The sequence below is a fragment of the uncultured Brachyspira sp. genome, assembly GCF_944393015.1.
Lineage (GTDB): Bacteria > Spirochaetota > Brachyspiria > Brachyspirales > Brachyspiraceae > Brachyspira.
The window spans coordinates 59,253-74,794 of record NZ_CALXYQ010000012.1 but is presented as its reverse complement, the minus strand read 5'-3'; the positions used below and the strand labels follow the sequence as shown (position 1 = coordinate 74,794).

Genomic DNA, 15,542 nt, shown 5'->3' with positions numbered 1-15,542 from the left:
TTTAAATTATGATACACCTATGTTATACTTCAAAAAGATAAGGAATACTTAAATGCAATATGTATGGCACCCATGCAGCATATAGTTAACTATAGCCCGCCCACCCACCCTTATATTAAACAAACATTTTTAACAAAATAAGCCTAAAGATAGGAATTTTTTTAATTATTTAAGTAGTTTATAAAATGCAAATAAAAAGGAGGGCATTAAAGCCCCCCTTACAGTATATATATTCTCTAGTTAACTTTCTAATTAATTGAAATTAATTATTGAGCACCGTCAAAAGCAGGTAAATACCAAGTTATACCTGTAGTAGTTTCAAAGTGTACTGGTACGCCTGTAAAGTCAGAATTACTATTATTAACATCCATCTCGAAGTACCATTCAAGGTCTTGAACAGGTGTAATATAAAGTTCTGCATAAGCTCCCCAATACAAGCTATGAGATAATTTAGCATTTGCAGCATCAGTTTTTAATTTTCCGTCATAAACAGCAGTATAACCTAAAGAAGGCTCAACATAAAGAGATACTATATCGCTGTTAGCAGTTATTCCTAATACAGCTTGAGCAGTTACATCATAAGGATTTTTATCCCATTTGTCATCTTTTAGTTCCCAAGGACGAGTAGTCATAGCATCTCCTGCTCTAACCATAGTTGAGTCACCATGTAAAGCAGTATTATATGCTACTTTAACAAAAGGATTGATATTAACATTTCCTACAGTAGTATTCAAGAAATAGAATCTAGCTTCAAAACCTACTGACTGAGCAAAAAATTCTAATTCTCTAACAGTTGATGCTTTTAATCCTGATTGTCCGTATTTAACATATACTCTTATAGCATTGAAAGCATCTATTCCAGTATAGTATCTTATTTGAACATCAGTACTTACACCCAAATAATCTTTTGCTCCTGGATAAAGACCATCAAATGGATCATCAGAAACAGCTATTTGTATAGGAATAGCTATTCTTAAATTATTGTTTAAAGCATTGATCATAAGAACAGGAGTATGAACACCTAATTTTTTATTTATGAAAGTATAGTTATAACCTACACCAATACCGAAAGGTTCAGAAGTATAGCCTATACCTGCAGAAATAGTTGCATCGAGTCCTGCATTATCTGTTTGTCCTGAAATAATATTTCCTAAAAGAGTTCCAGCAGCTTGAGATCTAAATCCTAAAGTACCTTTAATAGTGTTGTTTCCTAAAACAAATCCGAATTGATCCATTCTAGCTCTTAATTGATTTCCGTCTGTAAGAAAGTCAATCCAATCATCTTGATCACCATACATACCAAAAGCTGAAGCACTAGCTATAGTTAATAAAGCCATGGTTGTTAATAAAATTTTTTTCATTTTTTTCTCCATTTTTTATATTTTGCAAAATTAAAATAATTTTTACTATTATACAATAAAATTATAAAATGTAAATATATGTAGATTTCAAATTAAAATATATTTTAAGTTTATTTACAGTTTATAAAAAATAATTAAAGAATAATTTATTATAGTTTTAATTATACAGTATTTATAAGTATATAAAAGAATATATATAAAAAGAGACTGGCTTTATTAAAGCCAGTCTCTGTAAATTCTCTAGTTAATTTTCAATTAATTATTGAGCGCCGCCTAAAGAAGGTAAGTACCAAGTTATACCTGTAGAAGTTGCGAAAGTAACAGGAACACCTGTACCGTCAACATCACTATTATTAACATCCATCTCGAAGTACCATTCAAGGTCTTGAACAGGTCTTATATAAAGCTCTGTATAAGCGCCCCAAGCTAATTTATGAGTAGTAGTTGCTTCTATGCCTTTTGGTTTACTGCCTGAAACAGTGTAACCTAAAGAAGGCTCAACATAAAGAGATACTATATCGCTGTTAGCAGTGATTCCAAGTACAGGTTTGATGGTGAATTCATAAGGATAAACATCATATAGGTCTGATTGTTTTATTTCTAAAGAGTCAGATCCAGAAGTAATTTTTGTAGGTGCCATAGTAGCTTCAAATCCTTCAGCTCTGTATCCTTTTAATTTATCGCCTCTAAGAGCTGTATGGTATTCTAATCTTACAAAAGGATTAATATTAACATTTCCTACAGTAGTATTTAGGAAATATAATCTTAATTGGAAGCCTAATGTTTCAGCAGTTGAATTAATAGTTGCATTATTTGGATTCTGTGAAAGATCAGACTCAAAATTTGCATATTTATAGTAAACATAGAATCTTATAGCATTGAAAGCATCTATTCCAGTATAATATCTTAATTGAATATTATCAAAAGCAACTCCAGTGAATTTTCCTTTAAAATTTATTCCAGCTCCATTAGGATAGTCAATATCTTTCACTGTTTCTGAAGCAACAGCTACTTGTATAGGTATAGATATTCTTAAATTATTGTTCAAAGCATTAATCATAAGTACAGGAGTATGAACATAAAAATCTTTTTCAACATAAGTAAAGTTATATCCTACACCTATTCCGAATACATCAGAAGTGTATCCTATACCAGCAGAAAGTGTTGAATCTAAAGAAGTGCCGTTTGCACCGCTACTTAATATATTTCCCCACTTTGCTTGAGGGGCGAAGAAGCCTACAGTATTAGCTCTAAAACCTAAAGTACCTTTAATAGTACCGTTTCCTAAAACGAATCCAACTTGATCCATTCTAGCTCTTAATTGGTTACCATGAGTAAGGAAGTCGATCCAAGAATCACCTCTTCCATACATACCGAAAGCAGATGCACTAGCTATAGTCAATAAAGCCATAGCTGTCAATAAAACTTTTTTCATTGTTTTTCTCCTAATTTTTTTATAGTCTTTTGACAGTGTCTATTGAGAGATTGCTTAAAAACTCAATAGACACCATAAAGATCCTCTACAATTCATTATAGGAAAAAGTTATAAAATGTCAATACATATATACGGGTTTATATAAAAAAATGATAATATAGTTTGATATTTACATATTTATCAGCAAAAATTTATAATTTTTTTGTTGAAATTATATAATTATCATTTTTATTTTTATGAAATTTTGAATTTTATTCAGTATGTATTTTTTATAAAATTAATGATTAGTATTAGTTATATTATAATCTTTATAGCAATTTTATAATAAAAAAGGGAGCTTTATTAAAAGCTCCCTAATATTAAAAATAAGTTATTTCTGATTAATTACTTATTATTGTAAAGCAGGTAAATACCAAGTTATACCAGTATTAGCTCCGAATACAACAGGCATATTAGCATTACCATTTCCTTGAAGTTTAGGTACTCCGTTGTTAACATCCATTTCGAAATACCATTCAAGATCTTGAACTGGTCTGATATAAATTTCTCTGTAAGCCTGCCAGTATAATGTATGAGAAAGTTTGCTTCCTTTTATACCGTCATCTTGTACTCTGTATCCTAAACCAGGTTCAAATATCAAATTGATAATGTCTGTATTAACACTTAAAGATATACTAGGTATGATTTTCAAGTCATAAAGTTCTCTTTCATAAGGACTAGTTGAAGACTCTGCCCAAGCATTTGCAGCCCAAGCTGTAAGTCTTCCGTCATAAGCAAAATTTGCTGGGAAGTTTACATTTGCTTTTCCTTTAGCACCTATAGTAGAAGCAAAGTCAACTCTTAAGATGGGTTTACAGTTACATTGTTTCCGATAACTGTGTTTAAGAAATGAAGTCTTAATTGGAAGCTTATAGTTTGTCCTTCATATATTGTTATTAACAGCATTGAATGTGATAACAGGTGTATGAGTATTTATTCCTTTATCAGTAGTACCAGCAATACCAGAATAAGTATAGTTATAACCAACACCTACACCAAAACCGTCTCCAGTATAACCTATACCAGCAGAAATAGCAGCTTCTAACGGACTTTTATTACCTTTATCACCGCTTGCATCAGATGTTTTTAAGATGCTTCCGTTAATAAGTGTATTAGCTTTGAAACCGAAAGTACCTTTAATAGTGCCGTTACCTAGAGTGAAACCTAATTGGTTCATTCTAGCTCTTAACTGGTTGCCATGTATGAGGAAGAACAGCCAAGTATTGTCTGCACCTACATACCAAATACTGATCCGCTAGCTATTGTTAAAATAGCCATCACTGTTAATAAAAACTTTTTCATTTTTATATTTTAATAATAATATATTTTTTACTACGTTAAATATGATCGTTTATATCTAATTTGTGCTATAATTAGTTTAATATATGTATTAAAATATAGTTATAGTATGCAGTTTTTTATATTAAAGTATAAAATAATATAATATAAATATATATTAAAATTTATTTAATATTACAGTGTTTATTTTGTGAAATATATAATCATTAAAAATAATATTTTAATTATTACTATAAAATTAAAATTATTTAATAAGATTTCTGCTTTCATAATACTCTTTCCAGCGTTTGCCTAATTTTTCAGCTTTTATCTTCACAGAGTTATTGAAATAGTTTTTTAATTTTGGTAAATCATCTTTGTTTTCTTTGGCAACGCTCCCTATTAAATTGCCTACAACAGTATCCATTTTTATATTTTTATCGCCGTAATAATAGGAATGAAGTGCTGACTGATAATAAACTGATACAGCTTCGGCGGTACTCATAACGGAGTTTAATTCTTGTATCTTAGCATTTTCAAAACTCTTTCCGCTTCTAAGTTCATTAAATGTAGTTGCTAGTATATCTACAACATCATAATCTATATCAATATCTATATCGGAAAGCTCTAATAATGTTTGGCATTGATTAGTGATGATTTCGCCTTCGAGTTTAGGGTTTTTTATAGGTTCAACCGTTTCAAAGTTAAATCTTCTTTTCAAGGCGCTGCTCATCTCATTAATACCCTTATCTCTAGTATTGGCAGTAGCTATGATATTAAAACCGGCATTTGCAAATAGTACTCTGTTCTGCTCTGGTATATTCATAATTTTATCGCTTAATATACTTATAAGCGAGTCCTGTATTTCAAGCGGACATCTTGTAATCTCTTCGAATCTTGTTATTATTCCTTCATTCATACCTATATAAACAGGTGAGGGTATAAGAGCTTCTTCTATAGGACCTTTATCAAAAAGCATAGCATAATTCCAAGAGTATTTTATATTATCTTCATTAGTTCCTGCTGTTCCCTGTATAGTTACTGTACTGTTTCCGCTTATAGCTGCTGATAATAATTCGCTTAGCATAGTTTTAGCGGTTCCAGGTTCTCCTACGAGCATTAATCCTCTGTTTCCTGCTAATGTTATTATTGCTCTTTCTACCAAAGCATCATCTCCGTAGAATTTTCTTTTTATTTCTACACCGCTTTTTAATTTTTTACCCAATATGAAATCTCTTACAGACTGGGGTGATAGGTTCCAATTTTTCGGCTTACTATTTTTATCCTCATTTTTTAAGGCTTCTAATTCCTCTTTATAAAGTTCTTCCATTAAAGGTTTTTGATGTATTTTTTCTTCATTATTATTAATATTATCTTTTTTCATTGCCATAAAAAACTCCATTATTAAATATATAAATCAAAAATTTACTGAGAAATAGTTTTTTTCTTTTCCCATAAAAATAAACCTATACCTATTAATATAACAGCTATTCCTATAAACTGCTTAAAACTTATACTTTCATGCAGTATAAAATATCCCAATATGCAAGTTCCTACAGCTTCGCCTAATATAGTCATAGATATTATAGTTGCTGAGAAATATTTTAAAAGCCAAGTAAATATTACCTGTCCTAGCATTGTAGATATGAATGTAATGCCTAATATATTAATCCAAGTATTTAATGAATATCCTATAAAAGGTATCTTCATTATATATGATAAAATTCCTAAGAATATAAAGGCACTAAAATAAGTTAAGCTAATCCAAGTTAAAGCTGATAATCTTTTTCTTGTATACTGTCCTATGATAAAGTATGTGCTTATAAGTCCTGCTGATATAAAAGCTATGAAATCTCCAAGCAATGCTTTTGAGCTTATTTGAAAATCTCCCCATCCTATTATTACAGAGCCCATAACTGCTATAACAAATCCCAAGATGGCTAATTTAGAATACTGCTCTTTAAAAAAGAAATGTCCTGCTACGAATGCGAATAATGGCTGCAATGTTACTATTACTGTAGAGCTTGCAACCGATGTAAGGCTTAATGATTGAAACCATAAAAAGTAATGAAGTGCCAGAGAAAGTCCTGATACTATAGAAAGTATTATTTCCTTCCTACTAATAGATAAAAGTTCTTCTCTTGAAGATTTCTTTGATATGGTTATAACTGATATAAAACAAAATGATATAAATATTCTATAAAATGCTATTATAGATGAAGGGGCATTAGCTAGTTTAACGAATATTGCCGAAGCCGATAATGCCATAACTCCTATGAGTAAAAATATAGCCATAAAAATTAAACCTTAAATTAATTACAATATAATATATTAAAAAAATACTATTGCAAGATAAAAACTTCCAAACTTTTTAATTTAAAGATTTTTTCTCTAAATCCCGCCCTTTATGTTTTCTGCTTTCATTTCAAATTACAGCCTTATTTATATATTTTGCTTCATCTGAAAAAGGATGCCCGCCCAAGTTTTGATTAGATTTTAAACGCTTTTAACGCACGGTGGACGGACTTTTATTTATTGTTTAAATTATAATTCAAAATCATCTTATACTTAAAATTTTGTTCTGCGTGCGTTTGGGAAAGCATCAAATTTAAATAAATCTTGGGTGGGTGCTTTGATTTCTAATTAGATAACTAAAGAGAGAAAAACAAAAATGTCAAAATAAAATAATAAGTAATAAAGGGTGGGCATATGTAAATTATTAATTTTTGTACAATAATAAGTAATCAGCCGCACGTATAGTTGGTGTTTGAAAATATGAAGCATTTCCGTGCGGGAAGGTGCCGCAGCTAGCGGTTGACAAAAGTTCAATTTTTCAGTATATATAATATGTAAGAATTTAATATTTTAATAAAGGAGATTATTTGGTATTATGAAGAAGTATATTTTTATAATAATGGCATTGATTTCTAATATAGTTTTCGGATACAATCAGACATTTAAAGTAGGCGAATATATAAAGTATGATGTTTTAGCACAGGTTCCGGAATTTAATATAAGCGGAAGAGTTGGTACGCTTGAAGCTAAAGTGCTTGCCATAAGCAATGTAAATGGAGTACCGGCCTATCATTTATATGCCCATGTTTATACTACTGGTGCTGCTAACTGGGTTTATAAAGTAAGCGATATATTTGAAGCTTGGGTAACTACTAATGATTTTAAACCTATAGTTTTGAAGAAAGATACTTCAGAAGGTGATTGGACTAATAAAGAATCTTTAACTTTTTATAACAATTATTATTTATTTAATGATAAAAGAACAGTTGATGAAAAAATAGAGTTTGAAGGTATGGCTTTTGATGCTTTATCACTCGTATTCTTTATGCGTTTCGTTGATAAAAATATTGGTACATTTAAAGTGAATTGGCTTGAAGGTAAGAATGTTAAAAAAGATATAAGATTCACTATAGAAAACGGAGAAGATTTAAAAACTAAATTAGAGAGAGATAAATTATCTACTATAAGAATATATGAAAAAGATAAATATGGTACTGATGCTTTGATTGCTAAAGATAAATATAATCAAGTGCCTTTGGATGTTATCATAGCAGAACAGAAAGTTTACGGACTTACAGTCAGAGTTAGGGGAATAATAAGAGAATATAAAGACGGAAAATAATATTTAATAGAACTTATAAAAAAGAGATAGTAAATATACTATCTCTTTTTTTGATATAAAAATCATTTGCTAGCTTCAAATTTATCATTAATCTCTTTTACTAAACTGTCTATAACCTCATCGCTCATACCATGTCCGCGGCATCCTTCTTCTAAGCTTTCCCAGCTTGCCACATGACAGCCTACGCAATGAAGTCCTCTGCCCATCATTATTTCTACAGAATCAGGAAAGATTTGTATAATTTCACCTATGCTCATAGATTTGTTTATCATATTTATTACCTCTTTTTTTATTTTTATATGTTTATAATACTATTAATATATTTTTTTGTCAAAGCGTAAAATCTTTATTTAGAATAGGGTAGAAGTCATTGAAATTTTTAATGTATTTTCTTACATAGTTTAAATTCAATTCACCAGTATTTTCTAATGCCTTTTTCTCCATTTTAGCCATTCTTCTAACATCATTATACTTTTTTAATCTTTTGTATATTCTTTTCAATGTCATTATTATATATATGTTATGAGAATAATTTTCTATATTTTCAAATAGAGTTAGAGAAGTAACTAAATCAAATCCTTCTATATTGTTTAAAGCAAAATATGAATATAATAATGCCACATAATCATGTGAATTGTTGCCCAAAGCATCAACAGTTGTTTTGATTATATCATAAGCCATTTCTTCATTCTTTTCTACTCCTATTCCTTTATAGTAGCAATGAGCTATAAGCCCATTAGAGCAGGAGCATTTGGAATTACTATTTTGGCATATTGTCATAGCTTTGCTGTATGTTTCAAAAGCCTTGAAGTCATCTTGTTCTATACCGCGTCCTAATTCATATGCTTTTCCTATAACAGTTAAAGCACATTCTAAAGTATTATCTATATCAAATGCTATATTTGCCATAGAAATAGCTAATTCAGGATAAGGAGTAATAATATCTCCATAGAATAATTCTTTAGCATATATATGGTATGATATAGCATCATTTAACTCTAAGGATTTTTTCAGCATGTATATGCCTTCATTAATATATTCATTAGGCATATTGAAAAGCATTATTTTAGCAATGGATCTGTATATTGGAGCTTTATCAAGATTGCTGTTTAAACATGCCTTAAAATTATCTAGTATTAATTTATAATCATTAGAGCCTATCATTTGCAAAGAATGAGCATATATAAATCTTATATAATACACTTCATCATCATTATCATTTACATATTCAAAGAATTCTCTGCATAATTGAGCTGCTGCTTCATAATTTTTTATTTCATAATTAGAAAATATTGATAAGTAATATGTAGAATATTTATATTCTATTTTATCTATATGTGATAAATACTTCAAAGCCTCTTTATAATCATCATCATTTTTAGCATAGTTGTGATATAGTTCTGCAATTTTTTCATAAATCCATGATTCTTTATTTTCATTTAATATTTTTTTGAACTCTGCTATTGCCTTTTTTATCTCACCCTGATAAGCATATAAATTTCCTCTATAATATCTATACTGAAGACTTTTTATGCCTATAACATCTATAACTTTATCTAATAAATAAAAAACTTCTGCTAAATCTTTTCCTTCTTCCTGACTGTCAGGATAATTTTCATTTTCATTTTCTATAATCAAATCATGCAATGCCTGAATTTTACCAAGCAATGCATTTAATCTATATTTATTATTATGTTTCAAAAGTTCATTATAATTTTCTATAGCTTTTCTGTAATTTTCTTTATTGAAATACCATTCAGCTCTTTCATATATTGCATTATAATTTGATGCATTTAATTCTACAGCTCTGTCCAAAAAGAATATAGCATCATCATAAAATTCAGATTTTGTTCCGTTTTTAGCGAGTATTATACCTTTAAGAAAATAAGCATCATCATAAAAAGGAAAATCATAAATAAGTTTATTAGCTTCTATATCTGCTTTAGTAAGTATATTAAGATTATAATAACAAAGTCCTCTTTCAAATCTTGCCACTTTACTGTTTTCAGGCTTAACATTTCTAATAAAATCATCATAATAACCTATAGCCTGATGGAAATCTGCTTCATTTTCTCCATTATTTAAATAGCTGCTTGCAAGTATTAATAAAGCATCATAAGCAGTATTATCTTTTTCAAAAAGTATTTGAGCGTACTCTCTTTCTTTATCCACATTTTTTAAATCTCTATTAAGATACATCAATCCTCTGTATGCATCAATTATATTAGGATCTATATCTATGGATTTATTGAGATCATATTCTATGGTGGCATATATCAAAGCTCTTCTGGCATCGTATCTGTTTTTATCGAACTCTTCATTTTGAAGTTCTATAAATGCAGACTTTCCTCTCATATAAAAAGCTCTGGCATTATCCGGTTCTCTTGATATAATAAGATCCAATTCTTCTATGGCTTTTCTATAGTCGCCATCATCAATGTATTTGCTTATTTCATCTAAGGAACTCATAATAATACTCTATATCCTAGCAACTAAGTTTAATAAAAATTGAAATATTACTCTTAATATTATAGGAACAACTAATTGAAGTACTAAAAGAAATACTAATGGAGATAAATCCAAAACTCCTACAATTAGTCTTCTTCCTCCGAATATTTTATCTATGACTCCGTCAGTTATTTTATAGAAAAAGTTTACTATTGGATTATAATAATCTAAATGCATAGCCCCAAAAGCCTGAAGCCAGCTTAATATAATCCATACAAACCATATAAAAGAATAAAGTCTTAGAGTTTGCATTAATAAATAGTATATAAATCTAATTGTTTCTATTAACATATATTTCCTGTATATTATTTAATATTTTTAAAAGCCTCATCTATATTTTCAGCAGTATTTACTATAGTTAAAAACTTAGTAGCTTCAAATAATGATTTTAATTGTTTGCTTAAAGAACAGAAATAAACAACACCGCCATTTTCTCCGGATAGTCTTAATGCTGAAGCAATTAATCCTAAAGCTGATGAGCACATATATTCTATATTATGAAAGTCAAATATTAAGTTTAAAACGCCGGCATTTTTAACATAGTTTAATTTTTCTTCTAATATATCTACATTTTCAGATATTATATTTTTTTCTATATTTATTATTGCCGTTTTATCCTCAATGATTGTACGAACCATGCAAACTCCTTTTAATTGTAATAAAAATAGAACAATTTTTAATATATTATAAAACTTTAAAAAATCAAGCAGTTTTTTATTTATAGCTTATTGTTTATCCCATTCAATGAGTATAGGACAATGATCGCTTCCCATAACATCAGTTAATATATCAGCTCTCTTTATATTAGGAACCATTTCATTATTAACAAAGAAATAATCTATTCTCCAACCCACATTCTTTTCACGTGATCTGGTTTTCATATCCCACCAACTATAATGTCCGCCTTCTTTAACAAACATTCTGAATGTATCTGTAAAGCCTTTATTTAAAAATTCAGTTATTTTCTCTCTTTCTTCAGGAAGAAAACCTATACTTTTTTCATTTTCCTTAGGTCTTGCCAAATCTATAGCTTCATGAGCAATGTTCATATCTCCACATAATATTACATTAGTATTCTTTTTTAATTTGCTTAGATGTTTTGTTATTTCATCATAGAAAGAAAGTTTATACTGAAAATGCTCTTCAGATTTTCCGCCGTTTGGGAAATATACATTAAATATAGTAAAGTCATCAAATTCTAATGATAATATTCTTCCTTCTCTGTCAGAGAATTTACTTCCTAATTTGTTTTTTATTTCTTTATTAGGTTTTAATTTTGTATAGATTGCCACTCCGCTGTATCCTTTTTTTATTTCAGGATCAGCAGGATTAATAAAAAGTTCATACCCTTCAATATTTCTTAAATCTTCCGGCAGCTGTTCTTCAAAAGCCTTAGTTTCCTGAAGACATATTATATCTGGGTTTTCTTTTTTTATAAAATCTACCAGCCCTTTTTTATAAGCTGCTCTTATTCCATTTACATTCCAAGATATTATTTTTAATACGCTCATTATTTTTAATGCCTTTTATATAATTATATTTATATTATAAACTTTATGCCATAATAATACAAGTATATAAGCTTTATAGTTTTTTAAAATAAAACCTATAAAATGTATTATAATAAAATGTAAATAAGATTGATTTTTTTTTATTATTGTATTATGATATATATATATAAATATAAATTAAGGTTTATTTGTGAAAGTAAGATTTTTAGGAAGCAGAGGATCTATACCAACCCCAGGTAACAGTTTTAGTGAATACGGCGGAAATACATCTTGCATTCAAGTTATAGATGATGACGGTACTTATATAATATTGGATGCCGGAAGCGGATTAAAGAATGCAAGTTATTATGCTTTAAAATCAGAAAAAACTGAAAGTATAATATTATTAACTCATTTTCATTGGGATCATATAATAGGAATACCTTTCTTTGCTCCTTTCTTTTCGGATAAATACAGCTTTACAATATATGGCCCTAAAGATTCTTCTACAGAAATGTATGACACTATAAATAATATACTTGCTAAAGATTATTTCCCCGTTAATTTAGAGCAGTTTGCGGCTAATCTTAAATTTGAAGCATTTTATGAGGGCAAAAAGATAACATTTGGAAATATGATTATTGAAAGTATGTGGGTTAATCATCCTTGTCATACTCTTTCATATAAAATAACTTCAGGCAATAAAACTGTTATATATCTTACAGATCATGAGCCTTATAAAAAACGTCTTCATGCACAGCATCCTTCGCTTTCACATTATAATCATAATGCTGATTTGCTTCATGCAAGACTTATAGACTTTGTAAGGGGAGCTAATGTTCTTATAATAGAAGGCGAATATACAAAAAGCGAATATTATAACGGACATGTAGGCTGGGGACATTCTACTTTAAATGATGCTATTCAGGTTGGACTCGATGCTGATGTACCTTATGTAATACTTCATCATCATAATCAGGAAAGAACAGATGCCCAAATAGATTTGATACATAATAAGTTAATGGCTTTCCTTAAAAAAGAAGAAATTGATTTACAGCTTGCCTTTGCTAAAGAAGGTTCTTATATTAATATATAAATTAATGTTTTAATCATACCTAAATAACTATATTTGGTCAATTTTATTTTTTCAATTTTATTGTTTATGGTGGCTTTGCCCCCATACCCCCAGTTCTTTTATTGGTATAAAAGAACCAAAAGAACTAGATTTTTAGTATAAATTTAGGTTATATCCTATATTTAATAAGTATATATTTAATATAAAGTTCTAGCAATTGCGTTTTTTGCTACTTTTTTGTGCGGCAAAAAAGTAGATAATTCCATATAAAGTAAATCAGTTGACAAACTTAAAAATTTTATTTCTTTATTCTTATTTGAATATGTTAAAATTATTAAAAATCTAAATTTTTCTAATATATAGAAATGTGCATTATGCAATATGTAAAAATCTTTTATATATATAAAAAAAGCAATAGACATTTATAATGCCCATTGCTTTTTTATTATATTACTAATTTAAGATAATTTGAAAAATGAAATGCTTTGCTGAAGTTTTTCTACTCTGCCGAAAAGATTTTTAGATAAATTATTAGAGTCTACAGCTAAAGATGCATTCTGAGTTGTGGCGCTTTCCATACTGTTTATTGCTGTGCTTATTTGATTAACTCCTGACTGCTGTTCTAATGCTGTATGGGATATGCTTTCCATCAAATTAGAAGTTTCCCTCACTTTATTTTGAAGTTCTTCAAATAATTCCTGAGATTTTCTTGCAGTTTGTGTGGCATTATCAATTTGCTGTGCTGTATTATCAACTAAATTAGTAATATCTTTTACAGAAGCCTGAGTAGTTTGTGCTAGGTTTCTTACTTCGCTTGCTACAACAGCAAAACCTTTTCCTTGATCTCCAGCCCTTGCTGCCTCTACTGATGCATTAAGTGCAAGTATATTAGTTTGGAATGCTATATCTTCTATTATTTTTGTTATATCTTTTATTTTTTCACTTGATTTATAAACTTCTTCTATATTTGCAGATGTTTCAGTGATTATTTCAGCGGCTTCTCCTATATAGTTTATAGATTCATTCATCATATCCTTACCATTAACTGCATTTTCTGTAGATGATTGTATAGTAGAAACTATTTCCTCTATGCTTGCTGCTGTTTCCTCTAAACTAGAGGCCTGTGATTCTGTTCTTGATGATAATTCGCTGCTGCTTTCCATCATATTTTGAGATGAGGTTAATATTTCTTTGGATGCTTCATTTACTTCATTTATAACTTCAGATAATTTTTCGCTCATTACATTAAATGTTTTTTCTAGTTTTCCAAATTCATCTTTTCTTTCTTTCTTAATTTCTATTACTTCTATATTTCCCTCAGATATTTTTTGAGCCTGCTTCATTAAACTATCTAAAGGAGACATAGTTTTCTTTAGATATGAAAGAGAAAATGCATTTATACAGATTATAGATAATATACATACTATTACAGCTATTCTAATCATTCTTATATTTTCTCTGTATATAATTTTATTATCCATAGCCATAGTTAAAGTCCAAGGTAATTGTTCTAATATAGTATAAACAGCAGTTCTTGAACTAGTTTTTGATTTATAATTTATTATACCATTTGATTTATTTTCTCTTTTTATAAGATTAAAATATCCGCTTCCATCTTCATTTATATAATCATAAGTATCTGCCACTATAATCCCATCATTATCTAATGCAAATAATCTTCCGGTTTCATCTAGCTTTAATTTTTTTAATGAATTTATAAACTCTTCCCAATTTATTATCATGTAAATTGTTCCTATCAAGGAATTATTAGAATCTCTAACTCCTGATATTATATACAATGACCATTTATCATCAGCACTTGATTTTAATATTTTATTTCCATAAGATACATCATAATTGTTTTGCTTAAAATTTTCCCATATACCCGGACTTAAATCCTGTATATTTTTTCCTATTTCAACATGTTTGGCATTATCCAACACGATTCCATTAGTATCCGTTACGCCTATATCCAAAGAGAATGGATTTATGGCTTCAAATTTTTGTAGGGTTTCATTTAATTGTATATTAGCATTTGTACTATAACTATTTAAAAGATAATTAATTACTGCCGGAGTTATAGCATAAGTTTTTATGAGAGTTTTATTTTCAAAAAGCCAAGAATCCATCATTGACTTATATCCTTCTATTGTGCTTGAAAAACCTGAAAATGTTGTCTTGCTTACTCCCACAAATGCTCTATAGGATAATACAATTATAGTAATAATTAGAAATATGGTTGTTATTATACTTATAGTCAAAGGCATTTTGAATCTTATAGAATGTCTTTTCTTCATAATTATATCTCCGTATATTATTATTGATGATAAAATTACTGATTATCATAAATATACTAAAAATTTTTAAGTTTGTCAATTTTTTGTTGTTCTTTTTCCCGCCGCACGCCGTAGGCGGACTTCGTCAAGAACCAGACGAAGTCCGCCTACGGCGAAAGTGCAAGTTAAAAATTAGTATTAAATAATACTAATTTTGTTTTACATGTAAGATAAAATATTAAATTTAAGCTAAAATATAGCCTTTTTGCTTCTCGCTGTAGGCGGGCTTCGCCTGTGGCAACAAAAGAAGTGGGGTTTGGCACGTCTGTGTGCTTCGCAGCAAAGCCCCAGATATAAAAACAAAAATATAAATTTATTTTTGACAAAATATAATTGTTTAGGTATATAATACATTTTTATGACAAAAATTGACGCATAATTAT

At 28.8% G+C, this 15,542-nt stretch carries 12 protein-coding genes and 1 pseudogene; 2 read left to right on the top strand and 11 right to left on the bottom strand.

Translation table 11 applies throughout. The annotated features are described in order from the left end of the window. Positions 1 to 266: 266 nt before the first annotated feature. The 5 genes and pseudogenes from Q0K19_RS06180 to Q0K19_RS06160 form a co-directional block, all read right to left on the bottom strand. Positions 267 to 1,361 carry a cell surface protein gene (locus Q0K19_RS06180; protein WP_297246375.1) on the bottom strand — a complete coding sequence of 365 codons (1,095 nt, stop codon included), beginning with the start codon at positions 1,359 to 1,361 and terminating at the stop codon, positions 267 to 269. Between the two features lie 259 nt (positions 1,362 to 1,620). After that, a complete protein-coding gene (locus Q0K19_RS06175) occupies positions 1,621 to 2,796 on the bottom strand; it encodes a cell surface protein (protein ID WP_297246373.1) in 1,176 nt (391 codons plus the stop codon). 391 nt (positions 2,797 to 3,187) lie between these two features. Next, positions 3,188 to 4,137 (bottom strand): annotated as a pseudogene (locus Q0K19_RS06170) (cell surface protein). Positions 4,138 to 4,378: 241 nt separating this feature from the next. Then, the gene (locus tag Q0K19_RS06165; RefSeq protein ID WP_297246377.1) at positions 4,379 to 5,497 is read right to left on the bottom strand and encodes an AAA family ATPase; all 1,119 of its coding nucleotides are present in this window, start codon (positions 5,495 to 5,497) and stop codon (positions 4,379 to 4,381) included. 41 nt (positions 5,498 to 5,538) lie between these two features. Continuing rightward, entirely contained in the window at positions 5,539 to 6,408 is an 870-nt protein-coding gene (locus Q0K19_RS06160) for a DMT family transporter (RefSeq protein WP_297246371.1), read from the bottom strand. Positions 6,409 to 7,003: 595 nt separating this feature from the next. Between Q0K19_RS06160 and Q0K19_RS06155 the strand changes: the two genes are divergently transcribed. Beyond that, positions 7,004 to 7,750: a DUF3108 domain-containing protein gene (locus tag Q0K19_RS06155; protein ID WP_297246369.1), complete on the top strand. Its 747-nt coding sequence runs from the start codon at positions 7,004 to 7,006 to the stop codon at positions 7,748 to 7,750. A gap of 62 nt (positions 7,751 to 7,812) precedes the next feature. On the opposite strand, the gene Q0K19_RS06150 is transcribed toward Q0K19_RS06155, so the two are convergent. From Q0K19_RS06150 to Q0K19_RS06130, 5 genes are all read right to left on the bottom strand, one after another. Further along, positions 7,813 to 8,022, bottom strand: a complete 210-nt coding sequence (locus Q0K19_RS06150) for a DUF1858 domain-containing protein (protein WP_297246367.1) — start codon at positions 8,020 to 8,022, stop codon at positions 7,813 to 7,815. Positions 8,023 to 8,080: 58 nt separating this feature from the next. After that, positions 8,081 to 10,219 (bottom strand): hypothetical protein, encoded by a 2,139-nt coding sequence (locus Q0K19_RS06145; protein ID WP_297246365.1) that lies wholly within the window; start codon positions 10,217 to 10,219, stop codon positions 8,081 to 8,083. A 9-nt stretch (positions 10,220 to 10,228) separates the two neighbouring features. Beyond that, on the bottom strand, positions 10,229 to 10,549 hold the full coding sequence (locus Q0K19_RS06140) for a YggT family protein (RefSeq protein WP_297246364.1): 321 nt from the start codon (positions 10,547 to 10,549) through the stop codon (positions 10,229 to 10,231). Positions 10,550 to 10,563: 14 nt separating this feature from the next. After that, positions 10,564 to 10,896 (bottom strand): STAS domain-containing protein, encoded by a 333-nt coding sequence (locus tag Q0K19_RS06135; protein ID WP_297246362.1) that lies wholly within the window; start codon positions 10,894 to 10,896, stop codon positions 10,564 to 10,566. Positions 10,897 to 10,983: 87 nt separating this feature from the next. Continuing rightward, positions 10,984 to 11,769, bottom strand: a complete 786-nt coding sequence (locus Q0K19_RS06130) for an exodeoxyribonuclease III (protein WP_297246360.1) — start codon at positions 11,767 to 11,769, stop codon at positions 10,984 to 10,986. Positions 11,770 to 11,959: 190 nt separating this feature from the next. On the opposite strand from Q0K19_RS06130, the gene Q0K19_RS06125 reads away from it, so the two are divergent. Further along, positions 11,960 to 12,844, top strand: a complete 885-nt coding sequence (locus Q0K19_RS06125) for an MBL fold metallo-hydrolase (protein ID WP_014486742.1) — start codon at positions 11,960 to 11,962, stop codon at positions 12,842 to 12,844. Between the two features lie 437 nt (positions 12,845 to 13,281). On the opposite strand, the gene Q0K19_RS06120 is transcribed toward Q0K19_RS06125, so the two are convergent. Further along, positions 13,282 to 15,120, bottom strand: a complete 1,839-nt coding sequence (locus Q0K19_RS06120; RefSeq protein ID WP_297246355.1) for a methyl-accepting chemotaxis protein — start codon at positions 15,118 to 15,120, stop codon at positions 13,282 to 13,284. Between the last annotated feature and the right edge of the window lie 422 nt (positions 15,121 to 15,542).

Coding starts and splice junctions, on each gene's coding strand:
- Q0K19_RS06155 (WP_297246369.1), top strand. CDS start 7,004: ATGAAGAAGTATATTTTTATAATAATGGCATTGATTTCTAATATAGTT.
- Q0K19_RS06130 (WP_297246360.1), bottom strand. CDS start 11,769: ATGAGCGTATTAAAAATAATATCTTGGAATGTAAATGGAATAAGAGCA.
- Q0K19_RS06175 (WP_297246373.1), bottom strand. CDS start 2,796: ATGAAAAAAGTTTTATTGACAGCTATGGCTTTATTGACTATAGCTAGT.
- Q0K19_RS06140 (WP_297246364.1), bottom strand. CDS start 10,549: ATGTTAATAGAAACAATTAGATTTATATACTATTTATTAATGCAAACT.
- Q0K19_RS06145 (WP_297246365.1), bottom strand. CDS start 10,219: ATGAGTTCCTTAGATGAAATAAGCAAATACATTGATGATGGCGACTAT.
- Q0K19_RS06135 (WP_297246362.1), bottom strand. CDS start 10,896: ATGGTTCGTACAATCATTGAGGATAAAACGGCAATAATAAATATAGAA.
- Q0K19_RS06120 (WP_297246355.1), bottom strand. CDS start 15,120: ATGAAGAAAAGACATTCTATAAGATTCAAAATGCCTTTGACTATAAGT.
- Q0K19_RS06180 (WP_297246375.1), bottom strand. CDS start 1,361: ATGAAAAAAATTTTATTAACAACCATGGCTTTATTAACTATAGCTAGT.
- Q0K19_RS06150 (WP_297246367.1), bottom strand. CDS start 8,022: ATGATAAACAAATCTATGAGCATAGGTGAAATTATACAAATCTTTCCT.
- Q0K19_RS06160 (WP_297246371.1), bottom strand. CDS start 6,408: ATGGCTATATTTTTACTCATAGGAGTTATGGCATTATCGGCTTCGGCA.
- Q0K19_RS06165 (WP_297246377.1), bottom strand. CDS start 5,497: ATGAAAAAAGATAATATTAATAATAATGAAGAAAAAATACATCAAAAA.